The sequence below is a fragment of the Sphaerisporangium siamense genome (assembly GCF_014205275.1).
GTDB lineage: Bacteria > Actinomycetota > Actinomycetes > Streptosporangiales > Streptosporangiaceae > Sphaerisporangium > Sphaerisporangium siamense.
The window spans coordinates 6,096,924-6,121,412 of the sequence record NZ_JACHND010000001.1 but is presented as its reverse complement, the minus strand read 5'-3'; the positions used below and the strand labels follow the sequence as shown (position 1 = coordinate 6,121,412).

Genomic DNA, 24,489 nt, shown 5'->3' with positions numbered 1-24,489 from the left:
ACAGGGGAGGGGCCGGTGCGAACGGCCGGACGGGTGGGGAAGAAGCGTGGCTGGGGGGCCGATGGGGGAGACGATCGTGCGGGTGGCGGAGGACGCCGACATGCCCGGCGTGCGGGAGGTGGCCGCCCACTACGAGGCGCTGGACGGCTGGACGGACATGCCGGACTTCCTCGACGCCGAGCGGGCGTTCGGGACGCTGGTGGTGGGCGAGGTGGACGAGCGGATCGTGGGCATCGGCGGGGTGCTGCGCCGCGGGCAGATCTCCCACCTCAGCGATCTGTACGTCCTGCCCGAGTACCAGTCGTCCGGTGTAGGGAGCGGCATCCTCGGCTTCGCTCTGCCGTCCGGCACGCCCCGGGTCACGTTCTCCTCCGACGACTCCAGAGCCCTCGGCCTGTACATCCGCCAGGGAATGCGCCCTGTCTGCCCGCTGATGTACCTCACCTTCACCCCGGACGCCGCCACGTCCCCGGGGCCGTCCGGGGTGCGGGCGGCGGAGGGCGGCACCGACGCACGGAACGGCGCGAACAGCGTGAACGGAGCAAAAGCCGGGAACGGCTACCGGGTGCGCGAGGCCGGGGCGATGGACGCGCGGGCCTCCGGCGGCGAGCGGACCGGCACCCTGTCCTGGTACGCGGACCTGCCCGGGGTGACGCTGCACCTCACCGGCTCGGGGTACGCGTTCGCCCGGACGACCGAGGGCGACCTGGAGGTGGGCCCGGTCGGCGGGGAGACGCCGGAGGACTGCGCCGCGGCCCTGTCCGCCGCGGTCGCCGCGCACCCGGCCGTCGAGGAGGTCCAGGTGGCGGTCCCCGGCGTCCACCCCCTCCTGCCCCGCCTGCTGGACACCGGCTGGGAGATCGACGACCTGGACACTCTGATGGCCTCCGACCCCGGCATCCTCCGCCTCGACCGCTACTTCCCCCACCCCGACCTGGGCTAGCCCGCGGCCCCCGGAGATCGCGCCGCGGCCGGGAGCGGCGTGCGGCCGCGGGTTCGGGGGCACGTACAACCGTGGGGATGGCCGGGACGTGGGGGGCGTCTATGGAGCGGGAGCGGATCGCGGCGGTCAGCCGCCCTGTCACGCGGTACGAGATCGAGGTCGGCCAGGACTTCGACGAGTTCCTCGACCGGTACGAGCGGGCGGTACCCCCCTACCCGGCGGAGGAGTTCGGCCGGCTCGTGGAACGCGGAGCCCGGTGGGACGAGGTGCGCGCGCTGGCGGGCCGTGTCGCGCCCCACCACTTCATGATCTACTGGAAGTACGACGCCGGGCCGATCATGGGCCTCGCGGGCGACTACTTCCGCTGCTCGGAGTACCTGATGGGCAACCACGTCATCGCCGAGCGCATGTTCCGCCACAACCCGGCCATCCTGCTGTACGCGCCGCTGCGCACCGCCGTCACCGAGGGCGCCGACGGGATGACCCGGTTCTGCTTCGACCGCCCCGCCGACGGGTTCGGCAGCTTCGGCGACGACGCCATCACCGCCGTCGGCGCCGAACTGGACCACAAGCTCGCGCTGCTGCTGCGCCACCTGTCGGTCCCCGTCCCCGCCGCCCTCGGCGCCACCGCCTGGTGACACCCTGAACCCGGACCGCGGCGGCCGATGAGTTCCGCGCGCCGGGCCTGTCTACATCTCCGTGCCCCGGACACCCGGGGCGATCGCCGAGGGATCACGAGGAGATGAGGACATGACCGGCCAGGAGCCCGTGACCGAGCTGGACAGGCGCTACAGCGCCGAGGACGCCGCCCCGACGCCGTGGGCGGAGGCGCGTGCCGGGCTCGCCGAGGCGGAGGTGTACTGGCTGTCCACCGTGCGCGGCGACGGGCGGCCGCACGTCACGCCGCTGATCGCCGTCTGGGCGGAGGGCGCCCTGTACTTCTGCACCGGCGTCGGCGAGCGCAAGGCCGCGAACCTCGCGGACAACCCCTGCTGCGCGCTCACCACCGGGGCCAACGCCCTGCGGGAGGGCGTCGACCTCGTCCTGGAAGGGCGCGCCGAGCCCGCGACAGACGAGACGCTGCTGGGGCGGGTCGCCGAGGCGTACGTGCGCAAGTACGGCGAGGGCTGGCGGTTCGCGGTGCGCGACGGCGCCTTCCACGGCGAGGGCGGCCGGGCCCTGGTGTACCGGGTCGCCCCGGTCACGGCCTTCGCCTTCGCCAAGGGGCCGTACGCGCAGACCCGCTACCGCTTCTGAACCGGGCGCCCGGCGGTCACGGCGTCCGCGCGTCGGCGGCGTCGCGCGTCCACCGTGACGGCGGTCCCGCCAAAGGGAGCCGGACGTGGAACCGGGCGCCGCCCAGCGGCGAGGCGGACGTCTCGATGGTGCCGTCGTGGGCCAGGACGATGTCACGGGCGATCGCCAGGCCGAGGCCCGTGCCGCCCCGGTCCCGGCTGCGGGCCGCGTCGAGGCGGGTGAACCGCTCGAACACGCGCTCACGGTCGTCCGGGGCGATGCCGGCCCCGTCGTCGTCGATGAAGAAGTCGGCGGCGTCGCCGGACCTGCGGACCTCCACCTCCACGGTGTGGCGGGCGTGGCGCTCGGCGTTCTCCAGCAGGTTGGTCACCATGCGGCCGATCTGGCCGCGTATGCCCTCGACCGGCACGAACGGGTCCAGGTGGTGCCGGACCTCGACGCGGTGCGCCCCCCGCGCCACCTCCTCGCGGACGATCTCCGACAGGTCCGTCTCCTCGCGGAGTTTGTGGTTGTCGGCGCGGACACTCGCCAGCAGGAGGAGGTCGGCGATGATCGCCTGAAGCCGGTCGACGTCGCGCAGCGAGCGACGGAGCAGCTCGTCCAGGTCGGTGTCGTCGGGGTGGAGCTGCGCCTCCTCCAGGTTCGCCCGCAGGCCCGCGAGGGGGGTGCGCAGCTCGTGCGAGGCGTCGGCGGCGAACCGTCGCTGCCGTTCGAGTGCCTGGTCCATCTCCGTCTTCGCTCCTTCCAGGCGGGAGAGCGTGCTGTTGATGGTCCGGGCGAGCCGGGCGACCTGGCCGTCGCCGGAAGGCTGCGGCACGCGGCCGCTCAGATCGTCGATCTTCGCGAGTTCGGTGCGGATGTCCTCCACGGAGTGCGTCCGGTGGCCGGAGAACCACCAGGTGGCCGCGACGGCCAGCACGATGAGCACCACTGCCAGGATGATGCCGAGCGTCGTGCCCGAAGGCAGGAACAGCAGCGCCGCGAGGAGGCAGACCGGCAGCAACAGCGGGCTCCGGATCACGGGTGAGAAGGACTTCGCGCGCCGCGGCGGGAGCGTCTCGGTCTTTCGGTCCTCTGCGAGCATCTTCAGGATCCCAACGGTGGGTCGAGGCGGAGTCGGGGCGGCAGGCCCCTGGCGCCCGCCGGGCCTCCCGAGGTCCGCCGCGCGCGGGCGGCGGCCGGGAAACCCTCGGCACGAGGTCGTGGGCGGCGCGCCGTCTGGTTGGGAAAGCGCTTACCACCCGTTGAACCAGCGAATCTTCGGTTTTTCGGCGAGATCGTCAAAGGCGCCCGCCGGGCGCCGCCAGGTCCCGCCCGGCGGCGGCGGCGAGACGCCCGGGCGTCCCCCCGGAACGCCGTGGCGAGCCCCCGTTCGCCGGACCGGGCTTCGCTCCGAAATCGCCGTGAAACGACGAAACCATCTGGAAAACCTCAAGTTATCATCGCAGGTCAGGCGGGCAAGGGCGTCCGAAGTCCCTTGGGGCAAAGCTTGAACACACTTGGACCTCGGCCCGCGAGCCTGTGAGTTCCCCCGTCTCGCGCGAGAACCTCCCTATACGCCCTCTAGGCATCCCTGTGCCCCGGCGTCCCGGGCCACCGCGACACCCGCCGGGCGTCCGGGGCCGCCGACGATCAGCCGGCTTCGAGAAGAGTGTCCCGTTCGCGCTCCGCCGGGTCGGCCGAGAACGGGGTGACGTCCAGCGGCGGCCTCTCGCCCAGGGCCAGGCAGGCCGCGATCATGCCCATGTAGGGACCCGCCGTCAGACCGTAGGCGCCGAGCCCCGTCGCGACCACGACGTTGGCGGCGTGCCCGCCGAGCGCGCCCAGCAGCGGCCGCCCGTCCCCGGTCACCGGCCGCAGCCCCGAGCGCGTCTCGACGATCGTCGCCTCCTTCAGGCCGGGCGCCAGCCGCGCCCCGCCCGACAGCACCTCGGCCACCCCGCCCACGGTCGCGCGCGGGTCGAACCCGGCGTCCTCCACCGTCGCGCCCAGCACCACACGCGACCCCGGGAACCCCAGCAGGTACGGCCCGCGCCGGGGCAGGACGATCGGCCAGCCCTCCGTCCTGAGCCCCGGCAACTCGGCGTGCACGATCTGCCCGCGCCGCGGGCCCACCGCGACCGGCAGCCCGATCGGCGCGCACACCTCGCCCGCCCACGCCCCCGCGGCCACGACCACGGCGTCCGCGTCCAGCGCCGTGCCGTCGAGCAGCGGCGCCCCGGCCGGGGTCAGCGCCGCCGCGCCGCCGCGCACCCGGGCGCCCCGCCGCACCGCCGCCCGCTCCAGGGCGTCCCGGACGACCCGGCCGTCCACGCGGGCCGCGCCCGGGACGAACAGCGCCGTGAGAGAGGGGGCCAGCGGCGGGAACAGGCCGGCGGGGCGGTCCACCGCGCCGACCCTGCCCATGTCGGGGGCCGCCGCCGCGCGGCCGCGCAGCAGCGCCTCTGTCGTGGCCAGTTCGGCGGGGTCCTCGGCCACCAGCAGCGCGCCCACCCGGGCGTGGCTGATGTCGGTTTCGCCGTCCTCGGCGAGCAGCCCGGCCAGGGTCGTGTAGTAGCGGGAGCCCTCCAGCGCCAGCCGGTACCAGGCGTCGTCGCCGTCGTGGTCCACCCACGGGCAGACGATGCCGGCCCCGGCGTCGGTGGCCCGGCCCAGCCTCGGACGGTCGATCACGGTGACCGACGCGCCCCGGACGGCCAGGTGGTAGGCGGTGCTCGCCCCGACGATCCCGTTACCGAGGACGACGACCCGAATGCTCATTGCTGAATGATGACAGCCGCGGTCAGACAGCGGGTGGTCGGGGGGTGTCAGGACGATCACCAGATGGGGACATGTCCATCCGCCCTCTCCCCGCCGTGGCCCGCGGGTGTGCCGGGGCCACGGAAGGGGAGCGGCGCGACGGTCAGGCGTTGACCTCCAGGGCCGCGCGGACCGCCGACTCCAGGGATCCCTCGATCCAGGCGTGCTTGAGCGAGGTGTGCTCGCCCGCGAAGTGCAGCCGTCCCTCCGGGACCGGGATGGCCGGGTGGATCTCGGTCATCTGGCCGGGCGTGAACACCGCGGCCTCCCCGAAGGCGTACCGGTTGCGCAGCCAGCTCTGCGTCTGGCCGTGCCCGGTGTAGAACTCGGCGACCCGGTCGCCGTGGACCTCGCGCAGGTTGCGCAGCGCGTAGGAGTACCGCTCCCGGTCGTCCATCGAGTCCCAGCGCGCCGCGTCGTCCGCCCACACGTAACTGGCCAGCACGACGCCGCCCTCGCTGCCCGGCACCCGGTGGGAGGGGTAGTAGGTGAACCGGTTGGCGTTGTCGGCCACCGACCCGCCGCCCATCACGTGCGTGGCCCGCCCCGGACGGTAGCGGGGGCCGAGCTCGCGCTTCCAGTCCTCCTCGTCGAACTCCCACCACCGCTTGCTGAACTCCAGCAGCACCTTGGTCGCCGAGTCGTAGTGCAACTCGATGATCGCGCGGCGCTTGGCGTACGACAGCGCCGGGGCGATCTCGACGTGCCGCAGCGCCGGGAAGGGGATCGTGATGATCGCGACATCGCCGTGGAAGGACTCGGCGGGCCGCTGCGGCGCCGAGGACGACTCGTCGCTGCCCTTCTCGCTCACGGTGTCGATGCGCACACCGCTCTTGGACGTCGTGATGCGCACGGCGCGGCGGTCCATGCGGATCTCCCCGCGCAGGCCCGGCTCCAGCCGGTACGGCAGCAGGCGGCTGCCGCCCGCCAGCTCCCAGTACGTGGCCGCCGGGTTCACCAGGCTGCGCGTCAGGAACGTGTGCATGAACGCCAGCGGCAGGCGCGAGGTCAGGTTCTCGACCGTGCCGATCGCGTCGATGGCCGCGTCGCTCAGCTTGGCGTGCCCGGACAGGAAGTTGTACATCGAGTAGCCGTCGAACTCGCGCAGCACCCGCGCCCAGCCCTTGATCAGCTCCGGGAGCGGCTTGTCCACCCGCTCCGAGCCCCGGACGACCGAGATGTGGTCGCGGACCGGGTCCAGCGCCTCGTCCAGGATCTGCGCGGTGGTCCTGCGGTCCTTCAGGCCGAACGAGGCGTTGATCTTTCGCGGGTCGGCCGCGTACTCGTCGCGCCGCTGGATGATGCCGTTCACCCGGATCCAGGTGTGGTTCAGCCGCTTCGGCGCCTCGAACCTGCCCTTGACCGGGCCCGACCGCCACACGTGGCCGTCCCGCGCGGTGTAGACGACCGGCGGGACGGGACCGGTCGCGACCGCGCCCGGGCGCACGTCCACGTTGTAGAACGGGCGGCGCGGGATGCCCAGCTTGTCGACCAGGGCCAGCGTCAGCGGGTGGAAGTCCGGGATGCGCATCGCGCCCGCCTCGGCGTACTGGGCCGGGTCGGCGAAACCGCTCCTGAAGGTCTTGATGCGGCCGCCGATCCTGTTGCCGTTGGCCTCGATCACCGTGACCTGGTGGCCGGCCCGCTTGAGCAGCGTGGCCGCCACCAGGCCGGCGATGCCCGCCCCGACCACCAGCACCTTCTTGGGCGAGCGCGTCTTCGGCAGGCCCTCGTCGATGAGCACCCGCAGGTACTTCAGCTTCAGGTCCCGGTCGCGCTCGTCCACGAGCAGCAGATCGCGGGCGACCTCCAGACAGGTGTCCAGGCTCGGCGCGGCGAGCCCGCGCGCGGGCGAGACGGGGGATGCAGAGGCGGGCGCCGGGGGAACCGCGCCCACGAGTGATCCGACGGCGCCGAGCCCGGCGAGCCGGGCGAACCCTCGGCGGTCGATGGTCGTCATTGAAGTCCTCCGTGTGAGACGAACCGTGGGGGACGGCACACCCGGCCGCCGTCCCGCCCCTCACGCGTGGCGCGTGGGACACGGGCAGGCCGACGGTCGGGACACGCCGGGTCATGACATGACCACGGAAAGTCTCGACATCGAAGGGACATCGGTCCCCTCGGCACGCCATGCCAGAACATCTGGCATTCCAACCGATCCGGCCGAGGGTTCCCTTTTCAATGAGTTCGGGGGCTTTACGGCTGAGGCTCCTCAGACGTGCGCGCTCGACATCTCCCAGGGCGCCTGCGGAAGGACCTCGCCGGTTTCGAGCAGTGACTTCAGGTTCGCCAGCACCGCCGGCCACCCGGCCGAGATGCCGCGGTACATGTCCTGGTTGGGGAGCCTTTCGTGGGTCACGGTCAGGCGGACGATGTCCTCGTGCGGTTCGATGAGGAAGGTGACGACCGACGGCTCTCTCGGCGATTCCAGGTCGGGGGAGTCCTCGAAGGTGATGACCAGGCGCGTCGGAGGCTCGGTCGTGATCACCTTGCCGACGACGTCGACGACGCCTGAGCCGTCGACGCGGCGGTGCTCCCAGGTCGAGCCGGCCTGCCAGTCCGAGACGTTGGCGTGTGCCCAGTAGCGAGCCGTGAGGTCGGCGTCCGTCAGGGCCTGCCAGACCTGCTCCGCGCCGGCGCGGATGTAGGTGACGTAGACGTAGGACGGCACGGTCGTGGTTCCGCTGGTCATGGCGTACTCCTCTGCCTGGTTCTTGATGGCGCTGATCGCTCGCAGGCGGGGCCTGTCGAACTCCGAGATCCAGCGCTCCTCGATCTCGTGGATGGGTGCCGGATTGAGGTAATGGAGCCGTTCCCGTCCGCGTCGCACGACGGTCACGAGGTTGGCCCGCTGAAGGACGTCGAGGTGCTGCGTCGCCGACTGGCGCGCCATGTTCAGGCGTTCGCACAGCTCGCTCAGCGTCTGGCCGTTGTGCTCACGCAGACGGTCGAGCAGGAGTCGCCGGGTGGGATCGGCCAGCGCTTTGAAGACCGCGTCCATCGCTCTCGCTTCGAGGCTCACGCGGCCATTATGCAGGTATTTACCTGCATGTTGTCAACGCCGGATCCCGGCCGACCCGGCTCCCCGACCGGCGATCGCTCATGACCAGGGAAGAGACCTTGTCCGCCTGCCGTCATCGCCCGGCAGGGCCACGAGATCACCCGGGGACGAAGCGGACGCATCCAGTAGATTCGCAACGCCAAGCCACAGCGTCGACCGGGAGTCCAGAGATGTCGATGCACCTGATCGAGGATCTGGTCGCGGATTCGATCCGCGTCCTGGACGCCCACTGCCCTGACCCCGACCCGCGCGTCCGCGACCAGGTTGCCGCGCTGTACCGCTTCCAGGATCGGTACGACTGCTCGTTCACGCACTTCCGGGTCATGGACATCCTGCTCCGGCGCGGCTACACCTACCGGTTCCCCCTGGAACGGCACCCCGACTACGCCGAGCGGCGAGGGTACTTCGACGCCCTGGACGAGTTCACCGCGCTGCGGGACTTCGACGAGGACGACGACGACTTCGACGGCTACGAGACCTGGCTGGAGGACGGGTACGTCGATCCCCCGTACCTCTACTGCGACGCCGGCACCGATCTGTGGCGTCGCATGTCCGACGCGGGACTCCTCACCGGTGACGACGCCGCCGCACCCCGCCGCGTACCCCTGGTGGAAGCCGTCGCCGCCGTCGCTCGCGCCGCCGAAGCCCGATCCGACCACGAACTGATCGCCGACTGGTACTCCCTGGGCCCCCACATGCTCCTGAGCAACCCCCTGGACCCGGAAGACCTGGAAACCGACCCCGCCGTCACCGAACTACGCTCCATAGCCCACCGAACCGGCGGCCTCTCCCTCGACCACGAGCCCTACGACGACCTGGAAACCTGGTGGGTGACCCTGTCACCCACCAGAGCCTGATTCCGTCAGACGTCCCCGGCCTTCGCCGCGTGCAAGAAGGCGTGCCATTCGATATGGGAGAAGGTAAGGGCGGGGCCCAAGGGGTTCTTGCTGTCCCGCACGGCGACGAGCCCTGGCAGGTTGGCGGCCACCTCCACGCAGGTTCCGCCGTCGCCGCTGGACCATGAGGACTTACGCCACTTCGCTCCGGTCAGATCCATTGCGCCATCACATCCTTGATGATGTCGAGGGACAGGTTCTGTGGGAGGGCCGCTGCTCGTAAGGCGTCGAAACGCCCTACTAATGCCGCTATGGTCTCACGGTTTTCTATCGTCAGTCCTCGGGGCGCACTCTCGACGTACGCGCTGTGCGGGGTACCACGTTGTTCGGCGACGGTGAAGGATGCCTGGAGGCCGAGTGTGGACCAGGAGGTATACGGGACGATCTGGATGGTGACTCGCGGAAGCTCCGCCATCTTCAGCAGCCATGCCAGTTGCTCACTCATGATGTCCGCACCGCCCAAAGGCCGGTGGAGTACTCCTTCGTCTATGAGGCTGTACACCATGGGGGCCTTCTTACTGGTGAGCATGGCCTGACGTTGAAGGCGGTTGGCCACCCGTTGATCGACCGTCTCGGCGGCGATCCCTGGCTCGTCCTCGAAGATTCGCCGGGCGTACGGCTCGACTTGGAAGAGTCCTGGAATCAGAAGAGGATCCCAGACCTGGAGCACGGACGCCTGAGCCTCCGCCGCGGCGAAGTCCCGGAAGTGCTCGGGCGCGCTCTCCCATCTGGTCTGTTTCCATAGCTCGACGAATACTCCGTCCAATCTGAATATCTTGTCGCACGCTTCCGCGAACCTTCTGTCAGGTCGCCGCCTGGACGTTTCGAGCATTCCGACCATGCTGACCGACACGGTCAGCATCTGCGACAGGTGCAACTGCGTCCACCCTGCTTGGAGTCGATGCCGCCGCAATTCATAGGCGAAACGCGCTTGTGGTGACTCGTCCGGATTGATTTGGATTGGGTTGGGCATGTCGCTTTTCTCCGTGGTCTCACCTGGTCTTACAAATACAGCGCCTGTCTCACCATGAATGTGGTGGGACAGTGGGCCTATTTGCATCATCAAAACTATCGGATGACCGCACGATTGGAGGGCCGAATAACATGCGGTGAGAGACGCTGTGATGCCCAGTCCGCGTTTGAGCAGAGACATGCCGATCTCTCAACCCGACGAGGATCCGGAGGAATCTCTGTGAAAGTGCGCGATCTGCTGGGCGCCGTCGAACTTCTCGGGCGGGCCGGGTCGGTGTCGCTCGCGCGGGTTTACGTGCGGGGGCTGCTCATGGCGGCCGGGCGTACCGGCATGGACGACGTCGAGCTTCTGGTCGGCGAGCTCGTCGCGAACGCCGTGGCGCACTCGGCCTCGGGGCGCAGGCCCGGTGGGGTGGTGAGCCTCAAGGTGTACGACGACGGGAAGTCTGTTCGGGTCGAGGTGATCGATGAAGGGGCGCCCGGTGCGATTCCGCCGGTTCCGGTGCAGGTGGATCCGCTGAGTGAAGGCGGGCGCGGTCTGTGGCTCGTGCGGGAGCTGTCCTCGGCGTGGGGGTGGGCGGACGGTGGCGGGGGGCGGACGGTGTGGTTCGAGGTCACGCCGTGAGGGGTGGTGGGGGCGACTGGGTGGGCTTTCAGCGGGGCGGTCGGGTGTCGTAGGCGTGGCGGGACTGATCGACCTTGGACATGTTGGCCGTGGCCCACTGGTTCAGGTGGGCGAACAAGGGAGCTAGAGTGCGGCCGAGGTCGCTGATCTCGTACTCGACGCGTGGCGGGACCTCTGGGTGGTAGGTGCGGGTGATGACGCCGTCACGTTCCATGCGGCGCAGGGTGTCGGTCAGGACCTTCGGGGTGATGGACGGCAGGCGTCCCTGCAACTCGACGAAACGCTGACGGCCGTGGCGGTCCAGGGTCCACAGGATCGGCGTGGTCCAGCGGCTGAACACCACCTCCACGGCCGGACCGATCGGGCACGCCTGCTCGGCGTCGGCCGGCTCGGGCGGCGTCCATGCCACATCGGCGCTCATCGGCGTCCCTGGTCCCTTCGGTAGGCGTCCGAGTGCCGTCCATCTTCGGGGACGGCCTCTCTCACAGTGTCCCTGCGATGGTTCTTCGCACGTGGCCAGGGGGACCCTAAGGAAACATGTCACCTCTTATATAAGTTCTTCTATAAGAGCTGTTAGATCGCGCACCGGCGCTCGACCGGACTCGAAGACGCCCGCGCTGACTCCTTTTCGATTCCCGGTCGTTCCTTGCGCTTTGGCCGGCGTTCGCTGTCAACACCGGTCGAATTGTGACCCACCTGTTCCGGGTGAATGTTGACCCACCCGGGTTGTTCTAGTCGTTGGTCTTGCCGGCCGGGGGGACACGGCCGAGGTCTCGGTCTTTGAGGCGGTAGCTGTCTCCTTTCATGCTGATCACTTCGGCGTGGTGGACCAGGCGGTCGATCATGGCCGCGGCCACGACGTCGTCGCCGAAGACCTCGCCCCAGCGGCCGAAGGGTTTGTTGCTGGTGACGATCAGGCTGGCCCGTTCGTAGCGGGAGGAGACCAGCTGGAAGAACAGGTTGGCGGCTTCGGCCTCGAAGGGGATGTAGCCGACTTCGTCGATGATGAGCAGCGGGATGCGGCCCAGCTTGATGAGTTCGTCTTGCAGGCGGCCGGCGTGGTGGGCGTCGGCCAGGCGGGCGACCCATTCGGCGGCGGTGGCGAAGGCGACGCGGTGTCCGGCCTGGCAGGCTCGTAGCCCGATGCCGATGGACAGGTGGGTTTTGCCGGTGCCGGGCGGGCCGAGGAACACCATGTTCTCCTTGCCGGTGATGAAGTCCAGGGTGCCCAGGTGGGTGATGGTGTCTCGTTTGAGGGAGCGCTGGTGATCGAAGTCGAACTCCTCCAGCGATTTGCGGGCGGGGAACCGCGCCGCGCGGATGCGTCCCTCGCCGCCGTGGGATTCGCGTGCTGCGACCTCGCGTTGCAGGCAGGCGGCCAGGAACTCCTCGTGTGACCAGCCTTGATCGCGGGCTCGTTCGGCCAGGCGTTCCACCGCGCCCGCCAGCGAGGGGGCCTTCAACGCCCGGGTGAGGTAGGCGATCTCGCCGGCCAGATTGCGGCTGGCGCCGGTGGTGTTGCGGCTGGTGGCGTTGTGGCCGGTCATCAGGCGGCCCCTTCCCGGTCGTCGCCGATCAGGCCGAACATCCGGTCGTAGTCGGTCAGCGCGCGCTGCTCGACCTGCAGTTCGGCCGGGCAGGAGGCCGGTGCGCGGTGAGTCTTGCGCAGCTGGGCCGCTGCGGCGGCGTGGGCGGGGTCGGTGATGGTCTGGTGATCGGCCCAGCACCGCTCATGCCGGGCGACCGGCTGTCCCTGGCAGGTGACGGTGATGTGCTCCAGGTCGGCCACCACCTCGATTCTGCGGCCGATCACCCCTGGATGGACGGAGTAGTCGTTGGAGTCCAGCCGCACGTAATGGTCTCTGGGCAGCCGGGTGGTGTGACGCCATCCGGTGACCGGAGGCACCGGCGGCAGCTCCAGCATCGCTTGGTGGTCTGCCTGCCAGCGATCGGCGGGCCGGCAGTGCAGCCTGCGGTGGATGCGCTGGTTGGCACGCACCAGCCACTGGGCGAGCTGGGTGTTGAAATCATGCGGGCCGGTGAAGCTGCGGCCGGGCAGAAACGAGGTCTCCAGATAGCCGTTGGCCCGCTCGACCAGGCCCTTGGCCTCGGGATCGGCAGGCCTGCACTGGATCACCTTCAGGCCCAGTGTCCTCCGGAACGCGTTCATCGTCTCGGTCAGCTGCGGCTTGCCGCCACGCCACTGCCCGACCGCTGCCTCGTTGTCCCACACCAGCGCCTTGGGCGCCCGCCCCCACTCACTGATCAGCGCCCAATGCCCGGCAAGAAGATCAGGGCTCTGCCGCGAGGGCAGCATCCGCGCGGCGATGATGCGCGAGTAGCCGCTCACCATGACCAGCACCGGCGGGCGACCGGCCTGCCCAAAGCCCAGCGGCACCTGCACCGCGGGAAACCACAGATCGCATTGCGCCAGCTCACCCGGCTGATACTCCGTGCGCGACGCTGGATCGACCGGCTGGAACAACGGTCTGAGCTGCGCGATGCGATCAAAGATCACCGATCTGCCGCGCGTCCACCCCACCCGCTCCATGATCACTGTCGATGGCATCGCCGGGAACTCCGCCAAAAGCACCCTGATCTGCGGTTCCACCGCATCCACAATCGAACCCCTGGCCACCCGCTCATACCGCGGCGGCTGATGACAGCCCAGCGCCTTCTTCACCGTGTTCTTCGAGATCCCCAACCGGCGAGCGATCGCACGGATCGCCATCCCCTCACCCCGGTGCAACCGGCGGATCTCTGCCCAGTCCTCCACGCTCAACACCTCATGATCATCACGGGGTGGGTCAACATTCACGCGGAACCACAGGGTCAGTATTCAGCCGGAGCCGACATTCGCCGTGGCCGCTCCTGGGACGCGGGCTGAGAGGTGTTACTGGGACGGTTGAGGTGTGTTGACCCCACCCGTGCGGCGCCATCGCGGCCGGGCGCCGCGATCCCACCCATAACAGCGCGCACAGCGAGCCGCGCGGGACCGCCCGCGGCGAGACCGCGTGAGCTCTGTGAGGGGCGAGACCGTGCGAGGACCGCGCGAGGACCGTGTGCGGTCAGACGGCGGGAGGACCGTGTGCGGTCAGACCTTGTGGTGCCTGCGCGCGACGGTTGAAAGGTCACTGGCGTGCATCCCAGCCCTTCCTCGCGCTTGATCGTGTTCGTTGTGGCTATTCGTGGGGGAGGGGCTGCCAGTGGGGAGGCGCTCCGTCACAAAGCCGCCCAGACGCACACCCCGACCATCGCGAGTAGATCCCACCTCCTCCCGCATGCTCTTCACCTCCCACACCGCGTCGGCGGGACGCAGCCCCGCGAATCCCGGCGCCCACAACGGAGCCCTTCTGCGGTGCGCGGTGCACGGTGCACGGTGCGAGAAGAATGCGCGTCAGCGCCTGGGAAGCACAGCCCGAGCCGCAGGCGAGGCCCATCCCCGGCGCAGCCCCGCATGTCGCTTCTCCCGAGGTCGGCGTTCCTCTCATGCCCGGTGCGACCGGGGGCACAGCTGTCCTGTAGCCCCGTGTCGACTACCGCTTCATGGTCCCGAACCCAGCGTTCACTTCCCCCAGCTTTGACACGCTCTCTCCCCGTTCCTGATGCATGCTTTCCTTGGCGCCGCGTTGGCGGGACGCAGGTCGGTGCAGCCCGGCGCCTACGACGGCGGCCAGCTGAGCTTCTGCGGAACGCGATACGAGAGGAATGCGCGTCAGCGCCTGGGAAACACAGTCCGAGCCGGAGGCGAGGCCCATTTCTCGGCGGAGCCCCGCATGTCGCTTCTCTCGAAGGTCGGTGTTTTCCTCATCCCCGGCGCAGCCCCCGGGCGCATTTCTCCTGTAGCCCCGTGCCCACTTCCGCGTCATGGTCCCGAACCCAGCGTTCACTCCGCCCTCAGCTCTGGTGTGCTCATGTCGTTCCTGGTGCGTGCTCTTCTTGGCGCCGGGTCGGCGGGATGCAGGTCGGCGGAGTCCGGCGTCCACAACGGTGTCCAACTGGCCGGCCTTCTGCGGTGCGCGATGCGAGGGGGATGCGCGTCAGCGCCTGGGAAACGCAGTCCGAGCCGGAGGCGAGGCCCATTTCTCGGCGGAGCCTCGAACGTTGCTCGTGGTTGTCGTCGGCAGGGGCGCTTTCCTCTAGGTGAGTACTGGGAGGGCGGTGTTAGCGTCGGGCCGGTCGCGGTGGGACGCCGTTCCCGCGGCCATCCCGCCTTCTTTCGGATGCGGGTGAACCATGTCGAGACGGGAGAGAACGCATGATCGTGGTGACGGGGGCGACGGGCAATGTGGGGCGGCCGCTGGTGCGGGCGCTCGCGAGGGCGGGGGAGGAGGTGACGGCGGTCTCGCGCGGTGTCTCGGGCGTTGGCAGGCCGGGCGTTCCCGGGGTAGCTGCCCCTGGCGGGGGTGCGCCCGGGGTGGGTGCCCCTGGCGGGGGTGCCCCTGGGGCGGACGTCCCCGGGGGAGGTGTACCGGACGGGGTGCGGTATCGGCGGGCGGATGTGGCGGACGCGGAGAGCCTGCGGGCCGTGGTCGACGGGGCGGACGCGTTGTTTCTGCTCGTCAGTGGGGCCGGTGCGCACGTGGACGGGCGGGCGGTGCTCGACGTGGCCAGGGCGGGGGGAGTGCGGCGGGTCGTGCTGTTGTCTTCGCAGGCCGCGGGGACGCGGCCGGACTCTCCTTCGCACGCGCCGCTGCGCGTGCTGGAGGAGGCCGTCCGGGACTCGGGCCTGGAATGGGTGATCCTCCGCCCGGGAGGCTTCCACTCGAACGCGTACGCCTGGGCGGAGACGGTGCGCGCCCGGCGGACGGTGGCGGCGCCGTTCGGGGACGTGGGCCTGCCGCTGGTCGACCCCGCCGACATCGCCGAGGTGGCCGCCGCGGCGCTGCGCGAGGACGGCCACGCGGGGCGCGTGTACGTGCTGACCGGTCCGGAGCTCAGCACGCCCCGGGAGCGGGCCGAGCAGATCGGGCGGGCGCTCGGCGAGCCGGTGCGCTTCGCCGAGCAGACCCGCGAGGAGGCCCGTGCCCAGATGGTGACGTTCATGCCCGAGCCCGTCGCCGACGGCACGCTCGCCATCATCGGAGAGCCGACCGACGCCGAACGGAGCGTCAGCCCGGCCGTCCCGGAGATCCTCGGCCGCCCCGCCCGCCCGTTCTCCGACTGGCTGCGCCGCCACGTCGCCGCCTTCCGCTGACGTCGCGGCCCAGGCCGGCTGGAATCTGAGCCATTGGGCCGGCTGGAGAACTGAGCCCTTAGGCCGGCGGCGAGGTGAGCGGCCGGTAGGTGAGGACGAGGGCGCCGGTGGAGAAGGTGGTGGTGCCGAGGAGTTCGAGGGTGCCGGCGCTCTCCTTGCGGAACAGGGGCTCGCCCTCGCCCTTGATGACCGGATACACCCACACGTGGTACTCGTCGAGCAGGCCGGCGGCGGCGAGGGCGTCGGTCAGGCGGCCGTTACCCCAGATGAGAATGTTGCCGCCGTCCTGCTGCTTGAGCTTGGTGACCTCGGGGATCAGGTCGTCGCCGGGGATGACGACCGTGGGGTTCCAGGCCGAGGTGTCCACGGGCTGGGACGCGACGACGTACTTGGTGACCGCGTTCACATGGTCGCCGTACGGGTTGCCGCCCATGCCGGGCCATGCCTGCGCCATGCCCTCCCAGGTGACGCGCCCGAGCAGCAGCGCGTCCGCGCTCAGGGCGAGATCGAGCCCGTAGTTCCCGCTCTCTTCGTCGGCGTACTGCAGCGACCACAGGTGCGGGTCGTCGATGAACCCGTCGAGCGTGGCGAACGTCGAAACGATGATCTTGCGCATGGTTGTGCTCCATCCAGGACCTCGGGCCATCGATCGTCAGCGACCCTAGCGGCGCCCACCGACAGTTCCGGCCCGGCACGACGCGGGCCGGTCATCACTCCGAAGCTATGGCCGTTCGGGATTTCCCAGGCGCGCGGGAGCGGGAGAGGTTGGAAGGCATCCCGCCCGCCCCGGTTGGAAGGGGCGGCGCCGTCCCCCTTTCTCTCCCGAGGAGGCGCCGACATGCCCGGACGATTCACACGCCTGGCCGCGGTGGCACTGACCGCCGCGGCCCTTTTATCCCCGACCCTCCCGGCGGCCCCCGCCCACGCCGGGCCGGTCGCCGAGAAGGAATGGCGGGAGGTGTTCTCGCCCGACGGCACCATAAGCCGCGTCCTGGTCCCCGCGCGCAAACCCGCCGCCCTCAGCCGCGAGCTGGTCCAGAAGGCCGCCGCGGCCGAGGTGATCCCCCTGCAGGAGACGGGGCCGTCCGCGCAGCGCTTCGACCTGGTCATCATCGGCGACGGCTACACCGCCGCGCAGATGGGACTGCTGCGCCAGCACGCCGAGTCCAAGTGGGCCGAGGTGGCGGCGGTCGAGCCGTTCAAGAAGTACAAGAACTCTTTCAACGTGTGGCTGGTCAACGTGGTGTCCAACCAGTCCGGCGTGGACAACGACCCCTATGGCACGACCCGTGACACGGCGCTGGACATGACCTTCTACTGCGCCGGCACGGCCCGGCTGCTGTGCCTGGACACGGCCAAGGCCCAGGCGTACGCCGCGGCGGCGCCCCAGGTGGACGTGATCCTGGCGCTGGGCAACAGCACGACCTACGGCGGCGCGGGTTACAGCGGCATCTCCACCGCCTCCGGCGGCAACGCCCAGTCGGGCCAGATCGCCATCCACGAGTTCGGCCACTCGATCGGCGGGCTCGCCGACGAGTACTACACGGCGGGCACCACCTACCCGGGTGGCGAGCCGGGCGAGCCCAACGTCACCACCTCGGCGTCCGGCGCGAAGTGGGCGTCCTACATCGGGCGGGCCACCCCGGACGGGGGAGTGATCGGCGCCTACCAGGGCGGCAGCCAGTACGAGTACGGCATCTACCGGCCGTCGGAGAACTCGCTGATGCGGGTGCTCGGCCGTCCCTTCAACCTGGTCGGCCTGGACGTGATGGACCGGGCGATCGCCGCGAAGGCGGGCGGCACTCCGCCGGGCCCGTGCGACGCCCTCGGACAGCGGCGCACCGGCACGCTGGCCTCCGGCGCCACCGCCTACCAGCCCGACGGCAACTGGTACTACACCGGCGCCTCCGGGACGCACCGGGGATGCCTGGACGGACCGGACGCCGCCAACTTCGACCTGTACCTGGAGAAGTGGAGCGGCTCGGCCTGGGGCACCGTGGCCACCGCCGCCACCATCGGCGGCGACGAGACCCTGACGTACAGCGGCACGGCGGGTTACTACCGCTACCGCATCGTGGCCGGCTCGGGGTCCGGACCCTACACGCTCGGCTACGACGTCCCCTAGGGGCCCGGCGCACGGTGAGAAGGCGCCCCGCGGGACTCAGTCCCGCGGGGCGGCCTCGCCGATGATCTGGTCGAGCTGGGCGCGCATCTGCTGGGCCACCGGGGCGTCCATCTTGTCGGTCAGGGCCAGCGCCCGGCCGAGCGAGTCCCGTGCCGCCTCGTCGTCGCCGGCCCGCCGCTGCGCCTCGCTGAGCGAGACCAGCGTGCGGGCCTCCAGCAACGGCATGTGCATCGAGCGGAACAGCGACAGCGCCTGCTCCAGGTGCAGCACGGCCTGCGTGGCGTCGTCCTGCGCCATGGACAGCTCGCCGAGGCCGAGCTGCACCCGCGCCTCCACGAGCTGCTCGCTGGACGTGCTCGCCAGCATCAGCGACCGGTGCAGCGCGCTCGCGGCCTCGGCCAGCTCCCCTCGCCGGAGCCGGGCGATGCCGAGACCGTGCAGCGCGTACGCCTCGCCGGTGGGGTCGCCGATGTTGCGGACCACGGTCAGCGCCTCGTTGAAGACCTCCGCCGCCAGCGCGGGCTGGTCGGACTGGAGGTAGGTATGGCCGATGCGGTGCAGCACCTGGGCCTCCACCCGCCTGCTGCCGCTGGTGCGGCTCAGCTCCAGCGCCTCGGCCAGCAGGCGCTGCGCCCCGGGCAGGTCGTCGAACTCCAGCCGGAGCTGCGCCAGGTTGTGCAGCACGTACGCCGACGCGACCTGGTCCCCGGTGCCGCGGAAGATGTCCAGGGCCCGTTTGTAGTGGGCCTCGGCGTCGGAGAACCGCCCGCTCAGCCGGTCCAGGAACCCGATGTTCCTGATGACCAGGGCCGTGCCCTGCCGGTCGCCGACCTCCTCGAAGAGCTGGACGGCGGCCTGGAAGTCGCAGCGGGCGTCGCCGAACCGCTGCTCGGTGATGTAGAGCGAGCCCCGCGAGTAGTGCATGGCGGCCTGGCCGCGCTTGTCCTGGGCCTGCCGGGCGGCGGCCAGCGCGATCTGGTGGGTCTCACGCCAGTCGTCGAGGTAGACCCGCGACTCGAACAGCGTCACCGAGCTGATCGCGAGGTCCCAGCACAGCTCCACGAGCCCCGCCTGCGCGGCCTGGCGTATGCCGGACACCAGCATGCTGCGCTCGCGCTCGTACCACTGCAGGGGAGCGGCGACGAGCTGGTCGACCAGCTTGGCGGGCAGCGGCCAGCGGACGGCGCCGCTGTGGATCTGGACGTAGTCGCCGCCGTACTCGCGGCGGTGGGCGGCCTCGGCCAGGAACAGCAGCCCGCCGAGGACGCGGGCCAGCGCGGCGCCGCGCTCGGCCGGGGTCTCCTCGGCGGCCAGGCGCTCGCGGGCGAACACGCGCAGCAGGTCGTGGAAGCGGTACTGGCTGTGCACGCCGTACCCCACGCCGGTGGTCTCGATGAGCTGGGCGTCGGCCAGGTCGTCCAGCAGGTCCTGGGCGTCGTGGAGGGGCTGGTCGAGCAGGGCCGCGCTCACCCAGGCCGAGAAGATCTGCGCGTCCAGGATGGTCAGGCGGCGGAACAGGCGGCGGGCGTCCTCGCTGATGCTGTCGTAGGTGAGCGAGATGCTGGCCCGGATGCCCATCTCGCCGTGTTTGAGCTCGTCGAGCCTGCGGGTCTCGTCCTCCAGGCGGCTCACGAGCTGCTCGATGCTCCAGTGCGGGCGTGCCGACAGCCGGGCGCCGGCGATGCGCAGCGCGAGCGGCAGGTGCCCGCACAGCTCGGCCAGCGCCTCGGCCGCCTCGATCTCCGACTGCACTCGTTCGATGCCCGCGATGCGCGACAGCAGGTTCACCGACTGGTCGGACTCGAAGATGTCCACGTCGACGTGGACGGCGCCCGCCAGCCCCGCCAGGCGGCTGCGGCTGGTGATGATGACGGCGGAGGCGGGGTTGCCGGGCAGCAGGGGCAGCACCTGGCTCTCGCTGCCCGCGTCGTCGAGGACGATGAGCATGCGGCGGTCGGCGAGCAGCGCGCGGTACATCTCGGCGCGCTCCTCCAGGCCGTCGGGGATCGCGGTGCCGGACACGCCGAGCACGCGCAGGAAGCGCTCCAGCACCTGCATGGGGCTCGCGGGCCTCGGGGCCGCGCCGTGCAGGTCGGCGAAGAGCTGGCCGTGGGGGAAGCGGTCGCCCACGCTGTGGGAGGCGTGCACGGCGACCGTGGTCTTGCCGACCCCGGGCTTGCCGACGATCACGATGATCGGGACGGCGAACCGCGAGCGGTCCTCGGAGGCGAGCATCAGGCGCTGGCGGATGTCCTCGATCTGCTTGGTGCGCCCGGTGAAGTCGGCGATGTCGGTCGGCAGCATGCCCGGGACGTTCGGGACGGCCGGCGCGGCCTGGACCTCCACCCTGTCCTGCGGGGACGGCGGGTCCAGGCTCTCGTCGGAGGTGAGGATCGCGTGTTCGAGCTGCTGGAGGCGCTCGTTGGGCTCGATGCCCAGCTCCTCGATCATGGTGCGCCTGGCGTTGCGGTACACCTGGAGGGCCTCGGCCTGGCGGCCCGAGCGGTACAGCGCCGTCATGAGCTGGCCGCGCAGGCGCTCGCGCAGCGGGTGCTCCTCGGTCAGCTCGGTCAGCTCGCCGACCAGCTCGTGGTGGCGGCCGAGGTCGAGTTCGAGCTGGATGCAGTCCTCGTTGGCGGTGATGCGGTCTTCGGCGAGCCTGCTGGCCGCCGACTGCACGAGCCTGCTGTCGATGCCGTCGAGCGCCGGCCCCCGCCACAGCGACAGCGCGTCGCGGAAGTGGCGGATGGCCTCGTTGAGGTTGCGGCCCTCGCGGGCGCGCCGGGCCCGCTGGACGAGGCTCTCGAAGCGCTGGGCGTCGATCTCGTCGGCGGTGGCGCGGATGGCGTAGCCGAGCGACTGCGTGGCGATGATGTCGGGGCTGCCGTTGGCGGCGAACAGCCGCCGCAGCGAGGAGATGCAGATCTGGACCTGGGCGCGGGCGGTCGTCGGGGGCTCGTCGCCGTAGATGGCCTCCATGAGCCGGCCGATCGTGACGACCCGGTTGGCGTCGAGCAGGAGGACGCTCAGCACGATCTGCTGCCTGATCCCCCCGAGATCAAGCCGACGGCCCGCGACGGAAGCTTCGAGAGCCCCTAGAATCCCGAATTCCACCAGCATCTCCTCGCAAGAAAGCCCGCGGCCCATCCGGAACTTTGCTCACCCTCCGATGCGAGAGGTAACAGGTGCCTGATTCCAGGAGATCCGCCCCGTAGTAAACATCGACCTGTGGCCGGTTCGTGCCACTCTTGCGCATTGATACTGCCAGGCGCGAGCTGGTCACGTATAGCGATGTCACTTATGTCTGGATCGTACTCCTATACGAGGTTCAGATCTATAGAGAGTCTACGTGTACTTTCTGGCCTCGTATACTTGTTTGCGCATGCAACCGAACGGCCACTGTCAGGCGATGCCGCTACGGTGAAATGTCCGCTTGTGAGTACTTTATTTCCTGGTTGTACGTGAGGGCGGACGGCCGGCGCCCCGGCGCGGGCCGGGAGCGGATGCGGCCTCCGTCGCCCGAGGGCTCAGCCCCAGGGGGTGTTGCCGCCGGCGGCTCCGGCACGGGCGGCGCGGGCGCCGTCGCGTGCGGCGATCCCGGCGGTCTCAGTGATCCCGGCGACCCAGGCGACCCCGGCGACCCCGGCGACGCGGAAGGCGGGGCGGGTGTGTGCGCTCATCGTGCTGACCTCTTCTCGTGTCGCGGTCCGCGGGTGCGCGGTCGAGCCTTGGGAACACCGTCAACGTAGAAACCGCCGCCATTCGGTCATTATCGGTTCTCTTCTCGCCTGCCATTGGTCCTGCTCAGCGCACTATTCAGGCCTTTTCGGCCTTTAAGGACGTTTTTCTGGGCTTCGGGGAGAAGTGTGGAGCTCCCGGCGACCGAAAGCGCCGCACGCAGGGGAGGCGGCCCGGCGGGGCACGGCGGATGATGCCGCAAAATAGCCGGACGAAAGTGAATCGATAGCGAGATTCGGCAGGCTAGCCACAGGCCGGAACTGACTGGGTGCCATCAGCATCTTTTCCTCCGGATCCATGCGCGTCGGGTCGGGGCCGGCGAAACCGGACTGCGGTACGTCGTCCGGCAGCTCACGTGCGTGCGGCGCCCAGGGCGCCATGGCGACCGGCGCGCGATCGCAGTGGTGGTCGAGCTGTCCGTCATGGCGGACCCGGCAGATGGAGCTCTCGGGATGAGCATTACGGCGCAGGCGTTGGACGGCGTTTACGGCCGGTCGGCGGCCGGCGTGCGGGCGCGGCTCGAACATGACCGTCTCGGGTGCTGGGAGGACGTGGCCGACGCCGAGACCGACAGCGAGGGCTGTATAAGCGAGTGGCGCGACAAGAAGCTGGAACGCGGGCTCTATCGCATTGTTTTCGATAGCGACTATTACTTCGTCGGGTTGGGCCTGACCGCCGCCTATCCCGAGATAATCGTCACTTTCCGGATGCAGGACGAGACCGACGCCTATCTGATCCAGGTGATGTTGTCGCCGTACTCGTATTCGACGCATTTCCGGATCACGTGAGCCGCGCGGGTCGCGTTGCGGCCGGCTCCCTGCCGACCGCTCGGGAGGACCGGGCCCAGGCGGAGAAGGGAACCACCACGGTGAGCACAGGAAAGATCATCAAGGTGGCGGCCGGTGGCGGCGGGCCGGCCCGGCCGCCCGCGGCACGCTACCGCCCGTTCACGCCCGTCGCGCTGGACGGCCGCTCCTGGCCGGACAACACGATCACCTCGGCGCCGCGCTGGCTGTCCACCGACCTGCGCGACGGCAACCAGGCCCTGGCCGTGCCCATGTCCCCCGAGCGCAAGCTGGCCATGTTCGGCCTGCTCACGCGCATGGGCTACACCGAGATCGAGGCGGGCTTCCCCGTCGCCGGCCAGGACGACCACGCCTTCCTGCGCACGCTCATCGAACAGGACCTGATCCCCGACGGCGTGCGCGTCTCGGTGCTCGTCCCGGCCCGCGACGAGCTGATCCGGCGCACGGTCGAGAGCCTGGAGGGCGTCCGGTGCGCCACGATCCACCTCTACAACGCGACCTCCCCGCAGTTCCGGCGCGTGGTGTTCGGCATGACCAGGGACGAGTGCAAGGACCTGGCCGTCCAGGGCACCCGGCTGGTGATGAAGTACGCCGACAAGCTGCTCGCCGGCTGCGACCTCGGGTTCGAGTACTCGCCCGAGCTCTTCGGCGACACCGAGCCGGAGTTCGCGCTGGAGGTCTGCGAGGCGGTGATGGACGTCTGGCGGCCCGGGCCGGGGCGTGAGATCATCCTCAACCTCCCCGCCACCGTCGAGCGCGCCCTGCCCAACCGGTTCGCCGACCAGGTGGAGTGGCTGGACCGCAACCTGTCCCGGCGCGAGCACGTCTGCCTGTCGGTCCACCCCCACAACGACCGCGGCACGGGGGTGGCGGCGGCCGAGATGGCCATGCTGGCGGGAGCGCAGCGGGTCGAGGGCTGCCTGTTCGGCAACGGGGAGCGCGCCGGCAACGTCTGCCTGGTCACGCTCGGGCTCAACCTGCTCACCCAGGGCGTGGACCCGGGCATCGACTTCTCCGACCTGCCCGAGGTCCGGCGCGTCGTGGAGGCGTGCACCGGCATCCCGGTGCACGCGCGCCACCCCTACGGCGGCGACCTGGTCTACACGGCGTTCTCCGGATCGCACCAGGACGCCATCAAGAAGGGCCTGGACGCCCGGGACCGCGCCGCCGCGGCGGACGCCGACCCGCCGTGGGAGGTGCCCTACCTGCCCCTGGACCCGCGCGACGTCGGCCGCGCCCACGAGACCGTGGTGCGGATCACCAGCCAGTCCGGCAAGGGCGGCGTGGCGTACGTGATGAGCTCCCGCCACGGGCTGAACCTGCCGCGGGCGTTGCAGGCCGACTTCTCCCGTGTCGTCCAGGCCAGGGCGGACGCGCGGGGCGGGGAGATCATGCCCGAGGAGATGCTCGACCTGTTCGACCGCGAGTACCTGGAGTACGCGGCCCTGCCGCTGCCGCTGGTCTTCACCGGCGAGCCCGTCACCGCCGAGCTCCACGTGGACGGCGAGACGCCCGGCGCGTGGGCGGACGCGGCCTCGCGGCTGCGGGCCGCCCTCGCCGGGTGGGGCGTGGAGGTCCGGGCCGTGCACCGCACCGTGGGGGCGGCGCACACCGGCGAGGAGGTGACCGTCTACGCCGAGTGCCTGCTGCCCGGCGGAACGCTGTGGGGCGCCGGCGTGGACGCGGACGTGGCGAAGGCGGCGCTGTCGGCGGTGCGGGCGGCGGCCACCCGGGCGCGGCTGCGGGCCGCCGCGGCCCCGCCGGTTCTGCCGGCCGCGCCGCCGCGGGAGCAGGAGGTGAACGGGGTGCCGCTCGGGATACCCGCGCCGCGTGCCTCGCACGCCGTCGCGGCGGCCGTCGGGGGATAGCCGCGCGATAAGGCCTGAAAGGTGCGGCAACTTAACGTGGCCACAGACGCCGAAATCGGACATGAACGGACAATCGGACAAAGCCAATTCGTGCTATGGCACCGCACGGAAAGGGCGGACGGGGATGCGACGCACTGAACCCGCACACGGGGGGAGGCCGCGCACCCGGCCTCCGATGGACGGCGGGGACGTGACTTTCGTC

Annotated in this window: 21 protein-coding genes; 9 read left to right on the top strand and 12 right to left on the bottom strand. The window is 70.5% G+C overall.

All coding sequences use genetic code 11. From position 1 onward, the window contains the following. The first annotated feature begins 46 nt into the window (after nt 1-46). The 3 genes from BJ982_RS28150 to BJ982_RS28140 all read left to right on the top strand — a co-directional run bounded on the left by BJ982_RS28150 (nt 47) and on the right by BJ982_RS28140 (nt 2,200). Entirely contained in the window at nt 47-943 is an 897-nt protein-coding gene (locus tag BJ982_RS28150) for a GNAT family N-acetyltransferase (RefSeq protein ID WP_184884973.1), read from the top strand. A 101-nt stretch (nt 944-1,044) separates the two neighbouring features. Continuing rightward, nucleotides 1,045-1,581 (top strand): DUF302 domain-containing protein, encoded by a 537-nt coding sequence (locus tag BJ982_RS28145; RefSeq protein ID WP_184884971.1) that lies wholly within the window; start codon nt 1,045-1,047, stop codon nt 1,579-1,581. 112 nt (nt 1,582-1,693) lie between these two features. Beyond that, nucleotides 1,694-2,200, top strand: coding sequence for a pyridoxamine 5'-phosphate oxidase family protein (locus BJ982_RS28140; RefSeq protein WP_184884969.1), 507 nt, complete (start codon nt 1,694-1,696; stop codon nt 2,198-2,200). A 16-nt stretch (nt 2,201-2,216) separates the two neighbouring features. On the opposite strand, the gene BJ982_RS28135 is transcribed toward BJ982_RS28140, so the two are convergent. From BJ982_RS28135 to BJ982_RS28120, 4 genes are all read right to left on the bottom strand, one after another. Beyond that, nucleotides 2,217-3,284: a sensor histidine kinase gene (locus BJ982_RS28135; protein ID WP_184884967.1), complete on the bottom strand. Its 1,068-nt coding sequence runs from the start codon at nt 3,282-3,284 to the stop codon at nt 2,217-2,219. Nucleotides 3,285-3,832: 548 nt separating this feature from the next. Continuing rightward, a complete protein-coding gene (locus tag BJ982_RS28130; protein WP_203958839.1) occupies nt 3,833-4,960 on the bottom strand; it encodes an NAD(P)/FAD-dependent oxidoreductase in 1,128 nt (375 codons plus the stop codon). Between the two features lie 142 nt (nt 4,961-5,102). Continuing rightward, nucleotides 5,103-6,959 (bottom strand): flavin monoamine oxidase family protein, encoded by a 1,857-nt coding sequence (locus BJ982_RS28125; RefSeq protein ID WP_184884965.1) that lies wholly within the window; start codon nt 6,957-6,959, stop codon nt 5,103-5,105. A 252-nt stretch (nt 6,960-7,211) separates the two neighbouring features. Next, nucleotides 7,212-8,021 carry an ArsR/SmtB family transcription factor gene (locus BJ982_RS28120; RefSeq protein WP_239122676.1) on the bottom strand — a complete coding sequence of 270 codons (810 nt, stop codon included), beginning with the start codon at nt 8,019-8,021 and terminating at the stop codon, nt 7,212-7,214. 209 nt (nt 8,022-8,230) lie between these two features. Between BJ982_RS28120 and BJ982_RS28115 the strand changes: the two genes are divergently transcribed. After that, the gene (locus tag BJ982_RS28115; RefSeq protein WP_184884963.1) at nt 8,231-8,917 is read left to right on the top strand and encodes a hypothetical protein; all 687 of its coding nucleotides are present in this window, start codon (nt 8,231-8,233) and stop codon (nt 8,915-8,917) included. Nucleotides 8,918-8,922: 5 nt separating this feature from the next. On the opposite strand, the gene BJ982_RS28110 is transcribed toward BJ982_RS28115, so the two are convergent. Continuing rightward, on the bottom strand, nt 8,923-9,117 hold the full coding sequence (locus BJ982_RS28110; protein ID WP_184884961.1) for a DUF397 domain-containing protein: 195 nt from the start codon (nt 9,115-9,117) through the stop codon (nt 8,923-8,925). Beyond that, entirely contained in the window at nt 9,108-9,929 is an 822-nt protein-coding gene (locus tag BJ982_RS28105; RefSeq protein WP_184884959.1) for a helix-turn-helix domain-containing protein, read from the bottom strand. The genes BJ982_RS28110 and BJ982_RS28105 overlap by 10 nt, the downstream gene beginning before the upstream one ends. Nucleotides 9,930-10,154: 225 nt before the next feature. On the opposite strand from BJ982_RS28105, the gene BJ982_RS28100 reads away from it, so the two are divergent. Then, nucleotides 10,155-10,553, top strand: coding sequence for an ATP-binding protein (locus tag BJ982_RS28100; RefSeq protein WP_184884957.1), 399 nt, complete (start codon nt 10,155-10,157; stop codon nt 10,551-10,553). A 28-nt stretch (nt 10,554-10,581) separates the two neighbouring features. On the opposite strand, the gene BJ982_RS28095 is transcribed toward BJ982_RS28100, so the two are convergent. From BJ982_RS28095 to istA, 3 genes are all read right to left on the bottom strand, one after another. Then, nucleotides 10,582-10,974 carry a winged helix-turn-helix transcriptional regulator gene (locus tag BJ982_RS28095; RefSeq protein WP_184884954.1) on the bottom strand — a complete coding sequence of 131 codons (393 nt, stop codon included), beginning with the start codon at nt 10,972-10,974 and terminating at the stop codon, nt 10,582-10,584. 310 nt (nt 10,975-11,284) lie between these two features. Continuing rightward, nucleotides 11,285-12,100, bottom strand: a complete 816-nt coding sequence (gene istB, locus BJ982_RS28090) for an IS21-like element helper ATPase IstB (protein WP_184884952.1) — start codon at nt 12,098-12,100, stop codon at nt 11,285-11,287. After that, nucleotides 12,100-13,338 carry an IS21 family transposase gene (istA, locus tag BJ982_RS28085; protein WP_184884950.1) on the bottom strand — a complete coding sequence of 413 codons (1,239 nt, stop codon included), beginning with the start codon at nt 13,336-13,338 and terminating at the stop codon, nt 12,100-12,102. The genes istB and istA overlap by 1 nt, the downstream gene beginning before the upstream one ends. Before the next feature lie 1,473 nt (nt 13,339-14,811). Here istA and BJ982_RS28080 point away from each other — a divergent pair. Beyond that, entirely contained in the window at nt 14,812-15,750 is a 939-nt protein-coding gene (locus BJ982_RS28080; RefSeq protein WP_184884948.1) for an NAD(P)H-binding protein, read from the top strand. Between the two features lie 58 nt (nt 15,751-15,808). On the opposite strand, the gene BJ982_RS28075 is transcribed toward BJ982_RS28080, so the two are convergent. Beyond that, nucleotides 15,809-16,366 carry a dihydrofolate reductase family protein gene (locus BJ982_RS28075; protein ID WP_184884946.1) on the bottom strand — a complete coding sequence of 186 codons (558 nt, stop codon included), beginning with the start codon at nt 16,364-16,366 and terminating at the stop codon, nt 15,809-15,811. A gap of 222 nt (nt 16,367-16,588) precedes the next feature. On the opposite strand from BJ982_RS28075, the gene BJ982_RS28070 reads away from it, so the two are divergent. Next, nucleotides 16,589-17,875 carry a M64 family metallopeptidase gene (locus tag BJ982_RS28070; protein ID WP_184884944.1) on the top strand — a complete coding sequence of 429 codons (1,287 nt, stop codon included), beginning with the start codon at nt 16,589-16,591 and terminating at the stop codon, nt 17,873-17,875. A gap of 36 nt (nt 17,876-17,911) precedes the next feature. On the opposite strand, the gene BJ982_RS28065 is transcribed toward BJ982_RS28070, so the two are convergent. Then, nucleotides 17,912-20,908 carry an AfsR/SARP family transcriptional regulator gene (locus BJ982_RS28065; RefSeq protein ID WP_239122675.1) on the bottom strand — a complete coding sequence of 999 codons (2,997 nt, stop codon included), beginning with the start codon at nt 20,906-20,908 and terminating at the stop codon, nt 17,912-17,914. A gap of 494 nt (nt 20,909-21,402) precedes the next feature. After that, entirely contained in the window at nt 21,403-21,555 is a 153-nt protein-coding gene (locus BJ982_RS28060; RefSeq protein WP_184884941.1) for a hypothetical protein, read from the bottom strand. Between the two features lie 462 nt (nt 21,556-22,017). On the opposite strand from BJ982_RS28060, the gene BJ982_RS28055 reads away from it, so the two are divergent. Further along, nucleotides 22,018-22,401, top strand: coding sequence for a hydroxyisourate hydrolase (locus BJ982_RS28055; protein ID WP_184884939.1), 384 nt, complete (start codon nt 22,018-22,020; stop codon nt 22,399-22,401). A gap of 80 nt (nt 22,402-22,481) precedes the next feature. Then, nucleotides 22,482-24,287, top strand: coding sequence for a 2-isopropylmalate synthase (locus BJ982_RS28050; RefSeq protein ID WP_373869590.1), 1,806 nt, complete (start codon nt 22,482-22,484; stop codon nt 24,285-24,287). Nucleotides 24,288-24,489 lie beyond the last annotated feature (202 nt).